Raw genomic sequence first — 16,604 nt, 5'->3', positions numbered from 1 at the left:
GCGCAGTATTGGTTTTTCCTGCAATACGTTGCCAAGACTGCAATGCGCAGTCTCTAGCGTCCGATGAAACGAGGCGGCCTCTTTTCGTTGAAAGCGGCGATGCCTTCCTTGAAGTCCTGCGTTTGGTGAATCTGCGGCTGGATCATGGCTTCGAGATCGAGGAATTGGTCCAGGCTGGGCGATAGCGAAAAGTGGAACATCTTCTTTGCCATCGCCAATGCGTAGGTAGGCTGAGTCGCCAGCGTTTGCGCCAGTTGGTCCGCGGCGGATTCAAGTTCGCCGTCCGGCACTACGCGCGTGATCAGATCCATCTCGGCAGCCTCTTGGGCTGAGAAGGAGCTTGCGGTGAATACGAGCTCGCGCGCGCGCGCCAGCCCGATCAGGCGTGACAGGAAGAACACCGCGCCGGAATCGGGCGCCAGGCCGCGGCGCGCGAAAATGCAGGAGAAGCTGGCCGTCTCGGACGCGATCACCAGGTCGCAGGCCAGCATCATGCTCAAACCGATGCCCACGGCTGAACCGCGCACGGCAGCGATCACGGGTTTTTCTATGGTGTAGAGATTGCGGATGAGCGCGTGCGCATTGTGTTGAAGGTTGTTGCGCGACCCCTTGACGTCGCGCACTGCCAGTTTCGCGACGTCGGCGCCAGCGCAAAAGCTGTCGCCCGCGCCGGTGAGAACGACGACCCGCACTTCGTCGTCGCGGTTGGCATTGGTGAAAGCGTCGGCCAGGTCCTGACGCATGTTGTTGGCGAGCGCATTCTTGCGCTCCGGCCGATTGAGGGTGATGCGTGCGACCGCCCCTGCTTTTTGATATTCGATCTCGGCCATGATTGCCTATCTCCCAATTTCCGATTCAGCGGCGGATGGCGCAGTTTCTTCGGTCAATACCAACAGGGCATCGACCGCGACGGCACCCTGGCCTTGCGGGTAAAGCAGGACCGGATTCAGGTCGATCTCGTCGATGCGCCCCGGATGCGCGGCAAGCAGGTCCGAGACCGCCACCAGAACTTGCGCGAGCGCGTCCAGATCCGAGGCAGCCTCACCTCGCACGCCTTCCAGGATCGCACTGCCCTGCAGACGCGAAATCATGTCGCGCGCAATGGTGAGATCCAACGGCGCGGCAGCGAATACGACGTCGCGCAGAACCTCGACGTAGATGCCGCCAAAGCCCAACATCACCAGGGGGCCGAAATCGGGATCGTTGACGGTACCCACCACCATTTCTCGTCCTGGGGGCATCATCTTCTGGATCTGTACGCCTTCGATACGGGCCTTGGGCGCATAGCGCCTGGCGTTGGCGATGATGCCCGCATAGGCCGCCTCTACCTCCGCGGCGCCAGTCAGGTTCAGCGCTACGCCGCCCGCTTCGGTCTTGTGCGGAATGTCGGCGGAGACGACCTTGAGCACAACCGGCCAACCGATGCGCTCCGCTTCCGCCACGGCTTGAGATGCGCTGGTGGCGAGCGCTTCGGGCGCCATGGGAACGCCATAGGCTGAAAGCAACGCCCGTGCTTGAGCGGCGTCCAGTGAGCCGCCCGCGCCGGGTAGCGTTACGCGCGGGGTCGCCACGCTGGGAATGGCCGACTCGGCGGCGCGGCGGGAGAGCCATTGGTCGCGAAACAGCCGATAGTCGTCCAGCTTCGTCATCGCATAGGCGAAGCCCTCCAGGTCCAGGTGCAAGCCGCCAAGGCGGGCCAGGGTCTCCAGGCCAGAAGGCGCCGGAACGCCCGGAGAATGGAACACGAGCGGCCGGGTGGATTTGGCCAGGAGCGGAGCCAACTGGGCCTGCATATCCGGAATGCGGCGTGAACTGACCAGCGACACAATGATCAATCCCACATCGAGGTCAGGCGCGCGTTCCAGCAGTTCGAGTATGCGCATCAGCGTCGCGCCGCCGTCCTCGACGACATGAGCTGTGACGTCGACGGGGTTCTCGCTGGAGCCGTAGTCCGGCACGATGGCTGCCAGTTCTTGCTTCAGGGCCGGGGTCAGCTCGGGAACGTCGAGCCCCGCACGTTCGCAGATGTCGGCGGCCCAACCGCCAGCGCCGCCCGAGGTGGTTATGATGCCGACGCGCTTGCCTTGGGGCTGGGCGCCAACGCTGACGGCTGCTGCGATGGCGAGCATCTGCTCGGGGTTGTCGACGCGGATGACCCCATAACGCCGGAAAGCGGCCTCATAGGCGGTGTCTGCGCCGGTGAGATGAGCGGTGTGCGAGACTGCTGCACGTTGGCCCGCCATGGACTGTCCCACTTTGGCCACCACCAGGACCACGCCGGCGTCGGCCGCGCGCGCGGCGACCGATGCAAAGCGCTCCGGATCGCGGAAACCTTCCAGGAACAGCAGAATCGCTTTGGACGTCCCCTGTGCGATCAAGTGATCAACGACCTCCAGCATTTCGACGTCGGCTTCATTCCCGGTGGAGACAAGGCGTCCGATCGGAATATGTTCGTGGCAGGCGCGACTGTAGAGTGCGAACGCCATGGCGCCCGACTGCGAAACAATGCTTACGGGGCTGCGCAAGGGCAGCGAACCGTGAGGCGGCGCCGGCATGGCCTCCAGCGTCGGGCTGAACGTGGCGGTCATGCCGGATTCGATATCGATGAAGCCTTCCGCGTTGGGGCCAAGAATACGCATGCCGGTGCGCCGTGCGAAAGCGGCGACCCGATCTTGCAGCCGCTCGCCGTGGCTGGCGTTGCTGGCCCCTGCGGAGAAAATGGCGGCAGCTTTGATGCCGCGTCCGGCGCATTGTTCGAGCACCTCCATGACCTGAGGGGCCGCGACGGCGATCAAGGCGAGGTCCACGGCTTCGGGCAGGGCCAGCACGTTCGGGTAGGCCTGCAGCCCCTGAATGGTGGAGCTGCTCGGATTCACGGGATAGATCGCCCCGGCGAAGCCGCCCGTGCGCAGCAGTTTTAGCAGGCGCCCACGGATCTTGTTGGTGTCTTCCGAGGCGCCGACGACCGCCACGTGCTTCGGGGAGAAGAGAGAGGAGAGGCTGTTCAAGGCGCGAATCATCCTGTTCTTGGTTGGCTTATGGGAAATGGGGCTGTCGTTGAGAGTCGCCCGTGCTGCGGGTATCCGTCGCGGGCGTGTCAATTGCGATTCATGATCTTGGCGAGCAGCGGCGTAATGGTCCGGTGTTCCTGCTCCAGGCGTTGGCGCATTGCTTCAGGCGTACCGCCCAGGACCTGGTAGCCCGATGCCAGCAGCTGGGCGCGATTCGCTTCCAGGGCAAAGGCCGCCGCCCGGTTCAGGCGCTGGATGACGGCGGGTGGCGTGCCGGCAGGCGCAACGATGCCCGTCCAGGTGTCGGAGACATAGTCTGGCTGCCCCAGCTCTTCGCCCATCGTGGGTACCCCGGGCAGAAGCGGCATGCGTTCGCGACTGCCGACGGCCAGTATGCGCAACTTGCCGTCGCGCATGGACGGATAGGCCGAACCGACGTAGGAAAGCATCATGTCGATTCGTCCGCCGAGAAAGTCCGTGGTGGCCGGCCCCGCGCCCTTGTACGGCACGTGCAGGATGTCGATCCCCGCCGCGTGCTTGAGCGCTTCGCCCGCCTGATGCGGGGACGTACCGCTGCCGGGAGAGGCATAGGTCAGCTTGCCGGGGTGATTCTTCGCATAGGCGGCCAGTTCCCGCAGCGTCTTGAAGCGCGATTCCGTCCGTACCGTGATCGTCATTGGCGCCAGGATGACGAGACTGACCGGCGCCCAGCTGGTTACGGGGTCATAAGGAAGCTTTGCGTAGATTGCGGGGTTGACGACATGCACGCCGGCGGTACTGGCGAGGATGGTGTAGCCATCCGGCGCGGCCTTGGCTACCGCTTCGGCGCCGATGATGCCGCCTGCGCCGGCGCGATTCTCGATCACGATGCTCTGGCCGAGCTCCTCGGACATGCTTTTTGCCAGTATGCGAGCGACCGTATCGGTGGCGCCTCCTGGCGGAAATGGCACGACCATCCGGATGGCGTGATCGGGGTAATTGGCGCCGTTTGCAGTACCTGTGGCGAACCATGCCACGACCGCAAGAGATGCCGTGGCCAAGGTGGAAATTACGCGCCGCAAGTGGCGGCTATCGATGTTCATGCCTATGTTCCCCTGGTTGATTGGGAAATGTTGGACTGTCGATTCAGGCCTGAAAACTTCGCATTGCGCATGGAAAAGTTGAGGAAAACGCATGGCTGTGAACGCTGCGGCGCGTTTGCGGCGATTTCTGCCGCACGGTCCGGAGCATCAAGCTCGTACTTCGGCAGAGTCGGGCGATCCTGCGGGATGCCTGCGATCCGGAAGCTATGTATTTATGGAATGTCTTCCGGAGCAACGTGAAGTGTTGCGCGAGGACATCCAGGTTCATCATGAGCTTCGTAAAAAATTCGATGGTCCGCGCGGGTCAATCCAGATTGCCCGATGCGCCGTCACGGGCGGCACGGCAGATCGCGCAGGACGAGTTCCAAGGAGCAGGAGACATAGATGCAGATCGTGGCAGCGGTCACGCGGGCGCCCAACGCCCCGTTCACGCTTGAGCAGATCGAACTGGATGCCCCGCGTGCGGATGAGATTTTGATCCGCATAGTCGGCGCCGGGATTTGTCATACCGACCTGGTTGCGCAAGCGGGTTCGTTCCCCATGGCGATGCCCGCCGTCTTCGGACATGAAGGCGCCGGTATCGTTGAAGCGGTTGGGACCGAGGTGCGCAAGGTCCAGCCCGGAGACCGCGTCGCGATCACATTCCTGTCCTGTGGGCGGTGTCCAACTTGCGAGCGGCATGAGCCAGCCTATTGCCACGCCAGGCGTACCCTGAACTATCGGGGCGCGCGCGCTGACGGCTCCGCGACCCTGTGCGATGGCAATGGGGCGATCTCGGGGAGCTTCTTCGGCCAGTCGTCATTTGCGACTCACGCCGTTGCCCTGGAGCGCAATGTCGTCAAAGTCCCGCAAGAGATGCCTTTGCATATCGCCGGTGTGCTGGGGTGCGGAGTACAAACCGGCGCCGGCGCCGTCATGCGTTCGATGGCATGCCGGCCCGGCTCGACGCTGCTTGTTCTCGGCGGCGGGGCGGTCGGGCTCAGCGCAGTCATGGGCGCGGTAATCCAGGGCTGTCAGACCATTATCGTCGTCGAACCCAATGCGCTACGGCGGGACCTCGCGCTTACGCTGGGTGCAACCCACACGATTGATCCCGCAGGGGCGCCCGATCTGGGGCTGGCGGTCAGATCGATCTCCCCGCACGGGGCCGACTACGTGCTCGATACCAGCGGCGTTCCGGCCGTCGTCGGCGCGGTGCCGGCGTGTCTGGCGCCGCGCGGCACATTTGGCTTCGTCGGCGTACCGCCCACGGCGGCGCGAGAGCTGGGGCTGCCCGGAACTCTCTTGACGGCGATGGGGAACGGATACACGTACCGGGGCATCATCGAAGGCGACAGCGACCCGGATCAGTTCATTCCAGAATTGATGGAGCTCCATCTTCAAGGTCGATTCCCCTTCGACAAGCTGATCAAGACCTACCCGTTGGCCGAGATCAACCGTGCGATTGCCGAGCAGCAACAAGGCCTTTGCACCAAGCCCGTACTGCTGCCCTGAATGCGGGCGCCGCACTTCTCTATTCCCAGGAACCGGAAACCATGAGTCTTCCCGACGCAATCTTGCCGCAGCATATAGCGGATGCAATCATCGATCCCAAGGTCCATGCCGACCTGGAGCGGCTGCATGCCGCCTACGCCTGGGCGCGTGCGAACAACCCGTTGGGCCGGGCGCAGGTAGAAGGCTATGATCCCTTTTGGGTCGTGACCAAGCATGCCGACGTCTCGCTGATCGGGCGCGATAGCCAGACCTTCCACAATGCGGATCTTCCCGTCGTCTGCTTGCCGCGGGCGACCATCGAGCACATGATCGCCACGACGGGCAATCGCGATCTCACCAAATCACTGATCCGGCTCGATGATCCCGAGCACAAAAAGCTGCGTGCGCTGACTCAGGCATGGTTCATGCCCAACAGCATCCTGAAGCTCGACGAGCGGATGCGGGCGCTCGCCAAAGCTACGGTCGACAAAATGGCTGTGCAGAGCGGCGAGGTCGTTGATTTCGCGCGTGACGTGGCGGTGCATTATCCCCTGCATATCATCATGGACATCCTGGGCGTGCCGTCCGAGGACGAGGCGCGCATGCTGACGTTGACGCAAGAGCTGTTTGGCGGAGATGACCCCGAACTCAGTCGCAATAAGGGCTCCTCCATGGATTTGAAGGCCAAGGCCGAGGCGAAAAAGGCGGTAATCGCCGACTTCCGGCAGTACTTCGACACCCTCACTGCCGACCGCCGGGCCAATCCGCGCAATGACGTGGCCAGCCTGCTGGCCAACGCTGAAATCGATGGGTTGCCACTGAGCGACATGCATCGCCTGGGCTACTACGTCATCATCGCCACGGCCGGCCATGATACGACTTCGTCGTCGACGGCCACCGCCATGTGGGCGCTGACCCAATCTCCCGAATTGTTGGCGCGGTTGAAGGCCGATAACACTCTCATACCGGCCTTTATCGAGGAGGCCGTGCGCTTTGCCTCTCCGGTCCGTCATTTCATGCGCTGTGCGACCGCGGACGTCGAGATCCGCGGCCGGACCATCAGAAAGGGGGACTGGGTGATGCTGTGCTACGGCTCGGCAAACCGCGACGAAGAGATATTCGAAGACCCATTCTCCTTCCGCATCGATCGCAAGCCCAACCGCCATCTAGCCTTTGGCATCGGCGCCCACGTATGCCTCGGGCAACACCTGGCCAGGATGGAAATGCGAGTGTTGTTCGAGACGATGATTCCGCGGCTCCAATCGGTTGAGCCTGCCGGCCCGCTTGAACTGGTCGCCTCGAATTTTGTCAGCGGGCCGAAGCGGCTGCCGATCCGCTACAAGCTGCATTGAATCCAGACAAGGGCGGCATCGGCATGAGTACGACAAAGACACTTCAGGTGCGCGTCACGCGGCGCACGCAGGAAACCGAGGACATCGTCAGCCTGGAATTGCGAGATCCCGCAGGAGGCTTGCTACCCGTATTTTCGGCGGGCGCCCACATCGATGTGCACGCGGGAACGGGCCTGGTTCGTCAGTATTCCCTCTGCGGCGCGCCGCAGGAGCGCGACCGCTACATCATCGGGATACTGCGTGAGGCCTCGTCGCGCGGCGGTTCCGAATGGATCCACGATCGCTGCCTCGAGGGTGCGATGATCCAGATTGGCGAGCCCCGCAATCATTTTCCGTTGCAAGAGGCAAGGCGCAGCATCCTGATCGGCGGCGGCATCGGCATTACTCCGCTGTTGAGCATGGCGGAAGCGCTGCACGCTGCCGGAGGAGATTTCGAACTCCACTACTGCGCCCGCAGCGTTGGCAAGACTGCCTTTCGTGGACGAATCGAGCAAGCCGCGTTCTCACGGCAGGTGCAATGCCACTACGACGACGGTAGCGTGGATCAGAAACTCGATCTTGCCAGGTTGCTTTCGCAACCCGATGCGGGCACGCATGTTTACGTTTGCGGCCCTGCTGGATTCATCGATTGGGTGTGTCGAGAGGCGGCCGAGGCAGGCCTCGCTCGAGAGCAAATCCACTTCGAGTACTTCAGCGGCAAAGAAATCGACTCGGCCAACGACCAAGCCTTCGACATCAAGATCGCCAGCACCGGCCAGCTATTGCGCATCCCTGCTGACCGCAGCGCCGCAGCGGTGCTCCAGGAGGCTGGCATCGATATCTACACGTCCTGCGGCGAGGGCTCGTGCGGCACCTGCGTGACACGGATCGTGGAAGGCGTTCCGGATCACCGCGATGTGTTCCTCACGGATGATGAACACGCGGCGGGCGACCAGTTCACGCCATGCTGCTCGCGCGCGAAATCGCCTTTGCTGATATTGGATATCTGAGGAACGCCATGAATATCGAAGATCCATTCAGCATGACTGTCAGTGGCGCCGCGATTCCTTCGTTCGCCACCCTGGATGTCGTAGACCCGGCAACGGAAGAGATTGTTGCCGTCGCGCCGGACGCTACGCGTGCGCAGCTCGACCAGGCCGTGGAAAGCGCGCGCAAGGCGTTTTCGAAATGGTCTGGCACGCCTATTGCCCAGCGTCAGGATTTTCTGGTCAGGATCGGGCAGACACTGGTCGCCAACCAGGAGATTTTGGCGCAGTTGCTGACGCGGGAGCAAGGCAAGCCGCTTGAGAATGCGCGCAAGGAAGTCGCACGCTCAGCATACTGGTGCGCCGAATTCGCCAAGCTTGATCTGCCGGTGCAAACGCTAGAGGACACCCCGGACATGCTGGTGCAGGTGCGGCGCGTCCCGATCGGAGTCGTTGGCGGAATCGTGCCGTGGAATGTTCCGCTGTTGCTCGCGCTCTGGAAAATTGCGCCAGCATTGTTGGCGGGCAACACGATGGTGCTGAAGCCATCGCCCTTTACGCCGTTGGCCACGTTGAAGCTCGGTGAGTTGCTGCGTGACGTGCTGCCGCCGGGAGTGCTCAACGTAATCAGTGGCGGCGATGCGCTCGGACCGTGGATGTCTTCTCATCCTGGCATCGACAAGATCAGCTTCACGGGCTCCACGCGTACCGGCCGTAGGGTCATGGAAAGCGCGGCCATCAACCTCAAGCGGCTGACCCTTGAACTCGGCGGCAATGACGCGGCCATCGTGTTGCCGGGCTGCGATGTCGAGGAGATTGCGTCGACGCTGTTTTGGGGAGCGTTTATCAATAGCGGGCAGGTCTGCGTTGCGATCAAACGGCTCTACATCCACGAGGACATTTACGAACGCCTGGCCGGGGCGCTGGCACGCATTGCCAGCCAGACGCCGATGGGCCGTGGCATGGACGCCGCGGTGAAGCTCGGTCCCGTGCAGAACAGGCAGCAGTTCGAGCATTTGAAGGGATTGCTTGCCGAGACCCGCGCCCAAGGTTGCCGAATTCTCGCGGGCGGCGAGATCCCGGCGGGCAAAGGGTATTTTTTTCCGGTGACGCTGGTCGACAACCCTCCGGACACCGCCCGCGTGGTCCAAGAGGAGCCGTTCGGTCCGATCTTGCCGTTGCTCAAATTCAAGGACGTGGATGAGGCCGTGGCGCGCGCCAATGATTGCGAATTTGGGTTAGGCGGCTCCGTGTGGGGACCTGACGAGGAGCAGGCACTGGCTATCGCCTGCCGGCTCAACGCCGGCACGGTATCGGTTAACGGCACGCTGGCGCTCTCTCCTTCCAGGCCAATGGCAGGGCATAAGCAGTCGGGCCTGGGTGTGGAGAACGGCATCGAGGGGTTGTTGGAGTACACGTTGGCGCAGACGATATCCATGAAACGTCGGCGCGCCTGAAACGGGAATGCAATGATGCGCATGCGGATGCTCTTCATGCCGGTTCTGGCGCTGTTGGCAACCTGGAGCGCAAGCTCTGCCCTCGCCCAGCCGTATCCTGTCCGTCCCGTTCGGATCGTCGTACCGTTCGCCGCCGGAGGCGCGGCGGATATCGTCGGCCGGTTGCTGGCCGAGGAAATGCGGAAGGACCTGGGGGTGGCGGTGATGGTGGAAAACCGCGGTGGTGCAAATGGCCTGATTGGAACCGAAGCCGTGGCGACGGCCGCGCCAGACGGCTACACGCTGCTGTTTGGAACGAACACCACGAATGCCGCCGCGCCGGCACTGTTCAAGCAGCTTCCATTCGATCCCGCCAAGGCCTTCCGCGCCGTCGCGCTGGTCGCCAGAACGCCCTTCGTGCTGGTCGTGCGCGGCGACGGCAGCATGAATACGCTTGGCGAACTGGTCGCCTTTATGAAACAGAACCCAGCGGCCGCAAACTACGCCTATAGCAATAGCACGGCTCAGGTGGCTGGGGCGTTCTTTGCCAAGCAGGCGAACGTGCCTATGACTGCGGTCCCGTACAAGGGCGAGGCCGCTGCGATTACAGACGTCGTCGTCGGCGAAGTGGCCTTTGCCTTTGCTAGTGTCGCGGCCGCGCGCCCGTTTCTGGATTCCAAGCGTGTGCGGGCGCTTGCGGTCACATCACGCGCCCGGTCGGCGTTGCTGCCCGATATCCCGTCCATCGTCGAGGCGGGATTTCCGGACTCGGAGACTGTTGCCTGGGCGGCGTTCTTCGCGCCCGCCGGTACTCCCGACGAGATTGTTCAGCGGCAAAGCGCCTCGCTTGAGAGGGCGTTGGCCCAGCCCGCCATGAAAAGGCAACTTGCACGTCATGGCAGCGAAGTCGATTACCTGCCTCTCCAGAAGACTGATGAATTCGTCAGGGATCAGTTCGAGGTCTGGGGGGCAAAGATTCGGGCGGCCGGTATCGAACCGCAGTAGGCCGCCGGCAACAAGCGTCGGCGCGCATAGAACGGGAATGCGACGATGCACATACGGAAGCTCTTCATGCGGCATCGTCGGTTTTCGGCTGCCTGAGCGCCGTCTCAGTCCAGCGTTACGCCCGTGTCGGCGTTCAGCTTGAGGATGATCGGAAGATAGGTCTGGTACTCGGCCAGGGCTTCGTCGGGCAGGTTCCCGATCGGTTCCAGGTCCATCGCGAGCAGCCTGTCGCGGACCTCGGGGCTCTGCACCGTAGCGCTGACCTCGCGACCCAGCCGCTCGACGACGTGTGCGGGCGTTTGGGCCGGGGCCAGCAGCGTCGTCGGTGCAATGGCCCGGTAAGCGTCATCGTTGTAGCCCGACTCGGCCATGCTTGGGACGTCCGGCAGGCTGCTGATCCGCTTGCTGCCGAGCACGGCGAGGGCCCGTATCTTGCCGGTGGCAAGGGGCTGCTTGAGCGTGAACACGGAGGCCAGGGCAACGTCGATCTGGCCGCCAAGCAACGCCGTCATGATCGGCAGCTCGCCCTTGTAGGGTACGTTCAGGATGTCGATGCCGTAGGTCTTGTTCATGTAGTGCTGAATGAGGTGCGGTGTGGAGCCTGGTCCCCACGATCCCATTCGGAGCGCGCCTGGTTCCTTTCTTGCATACGCGATCAGCTCATCGATGTTCCTGACGGGTAACGCACTGTTGATCACGATCACTCCCGTACCCTTGGCGACATCGGAGACCGGCCGCAACTCGGTGCGCGGATCGTAGGGCAGCTTCTTGAAGAGCACCAGGTTGGCGGTGATCGGGGAGGCCAGCGTCAACAGCAGGGTGTAGCCGTCCGGGGCTGATTTGGCGACGTAATTGGTCGCGATGATGCCGCTTGCGCCAGGCTTGTTCTCCACGAGCACGGGCTGGCCGAGCCGCTTGCCCAGGCCTTCGGCAACCGAGCGTGCGATGGTATCGACCTGCCCGCCGACCTGGTAAGGCACGATCAGATGCAAGGGCCTGGTTGGATAGTCGGTCTGGGCGCGCGCGGACAAGGGCAGGATAGCCAGCGCGGCGGCAAGCAATCCGACCCGTGTGGCAACCGCCGCCAGCGCTTGGGCAGCGGGTTTCCAGTACAAATGTTTGTTTTGCTTCATGGCCACTCTCCTTGCGCCGCAAGAGGTGGCTATCGGCGTCCATGCCTAGGCCTGTGTTGGGGCGGTGCGGCAATCTTGGACTGTGGGCGCCGGTCCGCAAACTGCAAATTCCGCATGTACATATGGGAAATACACAGGGCGCGCGCAGCGCAGGTGGGTCGGGAAGGGTTTTCGCCGCCTCTTCAACGCGAGGCGGTCGCCAGCCGCACGGCCAACCCGACAAACACCAGCGCGGCGATCCGGTTCAACCAGCGCTTGGCCGTCACCGAACGCTGCAGCAGTTCCCCGAACGCGCCAGAGAAGAACGCGATGGCGCCGAACACCAGCAGCGTGGACACCATGAACACCGCGCCCAGCTGCATGGTCTGCAAGCCCACGCGGCCCAGCGCCGGTGAGGTGAACTGCGGCAGGAAGGCGAAGAAGAACAGCAGGACCTTGGGATTGGTCAGGTTCATCACGATGCCGCGGCGATACAGCGCACCGGGCTTCATGGGTTCGGGGCGCTTGCCGTCCTCGGGTTCGACCGGCGCGCGCAGGATCTGCCATGCCAGATAGGCCAGGTAGGCGGCGCCCGCAAGCTTCAGCACGGTGAAGGCCATGGGCGAGGCCGCGAACACGGCCGCCAGCCCAACGGCCACGGCGGCCGTATGCCCCAGCAGCCCCGTGCACAGCCCCAGCACCACGAACATGCCGGCCTTGCGTCCCCAGATGGCGGATTGCATCAGCACGAACAGGTTGTCCGGCCCTGGAGTCAGGGCCAGCAGGACGGCAATGCCGAAGAATGCGATCAGGGTGTCGATGGGCAGCATGGGGGTCGCCTGGAACGGTTCGGCCGGCTTCGGAAGGCCGGAAGTGGCATCATAAAGGGAAAGACGTGCCCATCATGCATGCCGCATGCGTCCCTGGCGGGGCGTGTGCGACCCGATCAGGAGAGACAACCGCCATGCCACCATCCGCCATGCCGCATTCCCCGCAGCCCTTGCAGGCCGCCGACGCACGCCCCGATGCCGCGCTCGAGGCGTGGCTGCATGCGCGCCACAGCTGCCGCGCCTTCCTGCCCGAACCGGTCGGGCGCGGCACCATCGAGCGCATCCTGGATCTGGCGCAGCGCGCCGCGTCCTGGTGCAACTGCCAGCCCTGGCAGGTGACGATCACGGAAGGCGCGGGTACGGAACGCCTGCGCGACGCGCTGCAACGCCGCGCGGAACAGTCTGGCTTTACGCCGGATTTTCCGTTTCCGCGCGAGTATCAGGGCGAGTACCTGGCCCGTCGGCGCGAATCAGGCTTCCAGCTGTATGGCGCGGTCGGTGTGGCGCGCGGCGACCGCGAGGCATACCGCCGCCAGGAAATGCGCAATTTCCAGCTGTTCGACGCGCCGCACGTGGCCATCATCACCACCGACGAGGCGCTGGGCGAATACGGCGCGATGGATTGCGGCGGCTATGTGGCCAATTTCCTGCTGGCGGCCCAGGCCAATGGCGTGGCGACCGTCGCCCAGGCATCCCTGGCCATGTACCCGGAAGTGCTGCGCGAGGAACTCGGCATCGCCGCGGGCCGCCGCGTGGTCTGCGGCATTTCCTTCGGTTATGCCGACACGGCGCACCCCGTCAACAGCTATCGCACCAGCCGCGCCCCGCAATCCGAAACCGTTACCTGGATCGGCGAATAGGGACAGGCTGCGCCTGGCCTGATATGGTTCATCCTGATCGCTTTTATTCCGCCCCTGTCCATACGCAAGCAGTCCACTGAAGATGCCCACCAAACACATCGATACGCTTCTGCAGCACGCAGGCACCGCCCCGTTCAACCCTGAAACCGGCACGGCGCCGGTGCCCCTGCCGCCGATGCGGGCCAGCACGGTGCGCTTCGAGAACCTCGCTGCGCTTGAAAAGGCCCAGCGCGACAAGGCGGCAGGCGGCCGCGCCTCCACCTACGGGCGCATGGGCATGGACACGCATGCGGCGCTGGAAGAAGTCTTCACCCAGCTCGAAGGCGGTACGCATTGCTACCTGGCGTCCTCGGGCCTGTCGGCGATGACCATGGTCATGATGGCCCTGTGCTCGGCCGGCGACCACGCACTGATCTCGGACTGCGTCTATGGTCCGATGCGCGAACTCGACGACGCGGTGCTCAAGCGCATGAACATCGAGATCACCTACTTCGCGGCTGGCGAGGATCTCGAAGCGCTGGTGCGTCCCAACACCAAGCTGCTGTACGTGGAGTCGCCGGGCTCGCTGTTGTTCGAGATGCTGGACATGGGCGCCATGGCCGCTTTCGCGCAGAGCCACGGGCTGGTGCTGGCCACCGACAACACCTGGGGTTCGGGCTACATCTACCGTCCGCTGACGCTGGGCGCGCAGGTGTCTGTCATCGCCGGCACCAAGTACGTGGGCGGGCATTCGGACCTGATGCTGGGCGCCGTCGTCACCAATGACGAACAGATAGCCCGCAAGCTCAACCGCACGCAGTACGCCATGGGCTATTCGATCAGCGCTGACGACGCCTGGCTGGCCTTGCGCGGGGTGCGCACCATGCCCATCCGCATGGCCCAGCATGCGCGCCATGCCTTGCAGGTGTGCGAGTTCTTCAAGAGCCGTCCCGAGACCGTGCGCCTGTTCCACCCGGCCTGGCCGCAGGATCCCGGCCACGCCCTGTGGCAGCGCGATTGCACCGGCTCCAATGGCATGCTGTCCGTCGAGCTGCGCCTGTCGCCGGCGGCGGCGCGCGTGTTCGTGGATTCACTGACGCTTTTCGGCATCGGCTTTTCCTGGGGAGGCTACGAAAGCCTGGTGCAGCTGGTGTCGGGCAAGGACTTGGCCAAGCACCGCTACTGGGGCGAAGGCGACAACGCTCTGGTGCGGCTGCATATCGGCCTGGAATCGCCGGACGACATCATTGCCGACCTGACCCAGGCGCTGGAAAAAGCCGCGGCCGTCCAGGGCTGAACGACGCAAGGCGCGGCGGCCTCAGGCGGCCGCGCTACGTATCCACGCGCCGATGCGCGCGGCGATGTCGTCGCTGTTGTCGTCCATCATGGGCATGTGCGAATTGCCGGCAATGCCCATGTCGGCCAGGCGCCAGGTTTGTACGCGGGCGCCTTGGCGCGCCAGCTCATCGGCATAGGCCTGGCCGGTGGCGCACAGCTTTTCCCAAAGCGGCGTCGCGTCCAGGTAGTCGCCATAGACGAACAGAAAGGGCTTGTCCGCCACGGCTTGGGCCGTTACCTCGGACGAGTAGCCCGAGGGTTCGATGCCGATGACGCCGCGCACCAGGTCCGGCCGCGCATGCAGCGCGCGGTAGGCGACTTCGCCGCCGTGGCTGTGCGCCATCACCAGGCAAGGTCCGACGCGGTCGAGCACCGCGCAGAATCCCCGTAGGGCCGCATCGTTATTGCCCAGCCAGCGCGGTACCGCGTGGCGGATGAATTCGTCGAACGCGGCGACCGGAAAGCGCTGCCCTTCGAACGCGCGTCGCGCCGCGTAGTCTTCGGCGCGGCCGAAGCGGAACAGCGTCCAGCTTTCCTCGGCATTGCGGATGATGGGCGGCTCGGGCCAAACCTGTGTGAACGGGGCCCAGCCTGCGCGGCCACGCTCGACGTTGTCCACGACGTACACCGCATGTCCCTGCCGCAGAAAGTGCTGCATCCAGCCGGGCCTGCCGTCGGGCGTCTGCTCCCACATCGCGCCCGTCATGCCGCCGCCATGCAGCAGCACGATGGGCAGCGGATGCGCCAGGCGCGCCGGGATGAAGTACTGCACGTAGGCCTGCTCGAAGTGATACAGGCCGTTGGGGTCATACGCCAGCGATGCGCTCTGCGTGAAGGCGATCTCGCGCTGCGGCAGGCCGTCGATACGCACCTGCCGCCCGCCCGCGTAGAAGCTGCCGAAGTCGGCCAGGGCCACTGCCTCGGGCGGCGCTTGCGTCATGGCTTGACCAGAGGACATTGGCTTTCCGACAAGGGCCAGGCCAGCGCCGCGCCAGGAATGTTGCGCACGATGTTGTAGTAGTCCCAGGGCGCCTTGGACTGCGCCGGCGTCTTGACCTGTGCCAGCATCATGTCGCGCACCACCAGGCCGTCTTCGCGGATGCGTGCGTTCAGGCTGAACGGGTCGTCGATGGGCAGCGATTTCATCTTTGCCATGACGGCATCGGCGTCCACCGTGCCTGCCGCCTTCACGGCTTGCAGGTAATGGCGCACCGAGCCGTAGACGCCTGCCTGCAGGAAGGTGGGCGGACGCCCCACGCGGGCCTCGAACTTCTTGGCGAAGGCGCGCGTGCCGTCGTTCATGTCCCAGTAGGACGGCACGGTCAGGTAGGTTTTCTGCGCGGCTTGCAGGCCCAGGCTGTGCACGTCGGTGATCAGCAGCAGCATGGCCGCCAGCTGCTGTGCGCCGCCGATGCCGAATTCCGCGGCCTGCTTGATGGCCGAGATGGTGTCGCCGCCCGCGTTGGCGATGGCGATGATCTGCGCCTTGGAGGCCTGCGCCTGCAACAGGAAAGATGCGAAGTCCGACGCGTTCAGCGGGTGGTAGACGGTGCCGACGACCTCGCCGCCGTTGGCCTTGACCACGGCCTCGGTGTCGGCCGCCAGCTGCTTGCCAAAGGCGTAGTCGGACGCCAGGATGAACCAGCGCTTGTTGCCCTCGTTGACCACGGCGGTCGCGGTGCCGCGCGACAACGCGTAGGTGGTGTAGGTCCATTGCACGCCGTAGGGCGAGCACTGCGCCTGGGTCAGCGCGGTGGTGCCAGGGCTGGAGAACAGCACCAGTTTCTTCTTGTCGCGCGCGATGCCCTGCACCGCCAGCGCGACCGACGAGTTGGGCACGTCCACGATCACGTCCACGCCGTCGGTGTCGTACCACTTGCGCGCCATGCCGCTGCCGATGTCGGGCCGGTGCTGGTGGTCGCCCGAGACCAGCGAAATCGGCTTGCCCAGCAGGGTGCCGCCCATTTCCTCGATGGCCAGGCGGGCGGCTTCGACCGAGCCGCGGCCGGTGGCGTCGGCGGTGACGCCCGCCATGTCCGTGAGTACGCCGATCTTCACGCCGTCGGTTTCGTTGGCTTGCGCCAGGCCGGCGGCCAGCGCCAGGCACAGGCCCAGCATCGCGCGTTTGCGCGGGAATCGCTGCTTCATTTGTCTTCCACCC

General features: G+C 64.2%; 14 protein-coding genes. 7 read left to right on the top strand and 7 right to left on the bottom strand.

Translation table 11 applies throughout. From position 1 onward, the window contains the following. Positions 1–53: 53 nt before the first annotated feature. The 3 genes from HV793_RS06700 to HV793_RS06690 all read right to left on the bottom strand — a co-directional run bounded on the left by HV793_RS06700 (position 54) and on the right by HV793_RS06690 (position 4,093). On the bottom strand, positions 54–830 hold the full coding sequence (locus HV793_RS06700; RefSeq protein WP_175212869.1) for an enoyl-CoA hydratase/isomerase family protein: 777 nt from the start codon (positions 828–830) through the stop codon (positions 54–56). Positions 831–836: 6 nt separating this feature from the next. Next, positions 837–3,008 carry an acetate--CoA ligase family protein gene (locus HV793_RS06695; protein WP_175212868.1) on the bottom strand — a complete coding sequence of 724 codons (2,172 nt, stop codon included), beginning with the start codon at positions 3,006–3,008 and terminating at the stop codon, positions 837–839. Between the two features lie 89 nt (positions 3,009–3,097). Continuing rightward, positions 3,098–4,093, bottom strand: coding sequence for a Bug family tripartite tricarboxylate transporter substrate binding protein (locus HV793_RS06690; RefSeq protein ID WP_370528716.1), 996 nt, complete (start codon positions 4,091–4,093; stop codon positions 3,098–3,100). Positions 4,094–4,477: 384 nt separating this feature from the next. On the opposite strand from HV793_RS06690, the gene HV793_RS06685 reads away from it, so the two are divergent. The 5 genes from HV793_RS06685 to HV793_RS06665 are packed head-to-tail and all read left to right on the top strand — an operon-like array spanning position 4,478 to position 10,324. Next, a complete protein-coding gene (locus tag HV793_RS06685) occupies positions 4,478–5,587 on the top strand; it encodes an NAD(P)-dependent alcohol dehydrogenase (RefSeq protein WP_175212866.1) in 1,110 nt (369 codons plus the stop codon). Between the two features lie 41 nt (positions 5,588–5,628). Further along, positions 5,629–6,918, top strand: a complete 1,290-nt coding sequence (locus HV793_RS06680) for a cytochrome P450 (RefSeq protein WP_175212865.1) — start codon at positions 5,629–5,631, stop codon at positions 6,916–6,918. Continuing rightward, a complete protein-coding gene (locus tag HV793_RS06675) occupies positions 6,915–7,907 on the top strand; it encodes a PDR/VanB family oxidoreductase (protein ID WP_342357253.1) in 993 nt (330 codons plus the stop codon). Before HV793_RS06680 ends, HV793_RS06675 begins: the two co-directional genes overlap by 4 nt. Continuing rightward, on the top strand, positions 7,862–9,340 hold the full coding sequence (locus HV793_RS06670) for an aldehyde dehydrogenase family protein (protein WP_225596950.1): 1,479 nt from the start codon (positions 7,862–7,864) through the stop codon (positions 9,338–9,340). Before HV793_RS06675 ends, HV793_RS06670 begins: the two co-directional genes overlap by 46 nt. Positions 9,341–9,352: 12 nt before the next feature. Further along, positions 9,353–10,324, top strand: coding sequence for a Bug family tripartite tricarboxylate transporter substrate binding protein (locus HV793_RS06665; protein WP_175212864.1), 972 nt, complete (start codon positions 9,353–9,355; stop codon positions 10,322–10,324). Between the two features lie 104 nt (positions 10,325–10,428). Here HV793_RS06665 and HV793_RS06660 read toward each other — a convergent pair whose 3' ends face one another. Continuing rightward, positions 10,429–11,457, bottom strand: a complete 1,029-nt coding sequence (locus tag HV793_RS06660) for a Bug family tripartite tricarboxylate transporter substrate binding protein (RefSeq protein WP_175212863.1) — start codon at positions 11,455–11,457, stop codon at positions 10,429–10,431. A gap of 182 nt (positions 11,458–11,639) precedes the next feature. Continuing rightward, a complete protein-coding gene (locus HV793_RS06655) occupies positions 11,640–12,266 on the bottom strand; it encodes a LysE family translocator (RefSeq protein WP_054455611.1) in 627 nt (208 codons plus the stop codon). Positions 12,267–12,400: 134 nt separating this feature from the next. Here HV793_RS06655 and HV793_RS06650 point away from each other — a divergent pair, with 134 nt between their 5' ends. Next, positions 12,401–13,126, top strand: a complete 726-nt coding sequence (locus HV793_RS06650) for a nitroreductase (RefSeq protein WP_244958593.1) — start codon at positions 12,401–12,403, stop codon at positions 13,124–13,126. A gap of 82 nt (positions 13,127–13,208) precedes the next feature. Then, on the top strand, positions 13,209–14,402 hold the full coding sequence (gene metC / locus HV793_RS06645; protein WP_054455607.1) for a cystathionine beta-lyase: 1,194 nt from the start codon (positions 13,209–13,211) through the stop codon (positions 14,400–14,402). 21 nt (positions 14,403–14,423) lie between these two features. On the opposite strand, the gene HV793_RS06640 is transcribed toward metC, so the two are convergent. Together HV793_RS06640 and HV793_RS06635 are read right to left on the bottom strand one after the other, a co-directional pair. Continuing rightward, on the bottom strand, positions 14,424–15,401 hold the full coding sequence (locus tag HV793_RS06640; RefSeq protein WP_175212862.1) for an alpha/beta hydrolase: 978 nt from the start codon (positions 15,399–15,401) through the stop codon (positions 14,424–14,426). After that, positions 15,380–16,591, bottom strand: a complete 1,212-nt coding sequence (locus HV793_RS06635; protein WP_119449842.1) for an ABC transporter substrate-binding protein — start codon at positions 16,589–16,591, stop codon at positions 15,380–15,382. Before HV793_RS06635 ends, HV793_RS06640 begins: the two co-directional genes overlap by 22 nt. Positions 16,592–16,604 lie beyond the last annotated feature (13 nt).

The organism is Achromobacter aegrifaciens, assembly GCF_902859965.1.
In the GTDB taxonomy this organism is placed as follows: domain Bacteria; phylum Pseudomonadota; class Gammaproteobacteria; order Burkholderiales; family Burkholderiaceae_B; genus Achromobacter; species Achromobacter aegrifaciens.
Note: the sequence above shows the minus strand (reverse complement) of the source record. Positions and strands in the feature narration are given on the sequence as shown.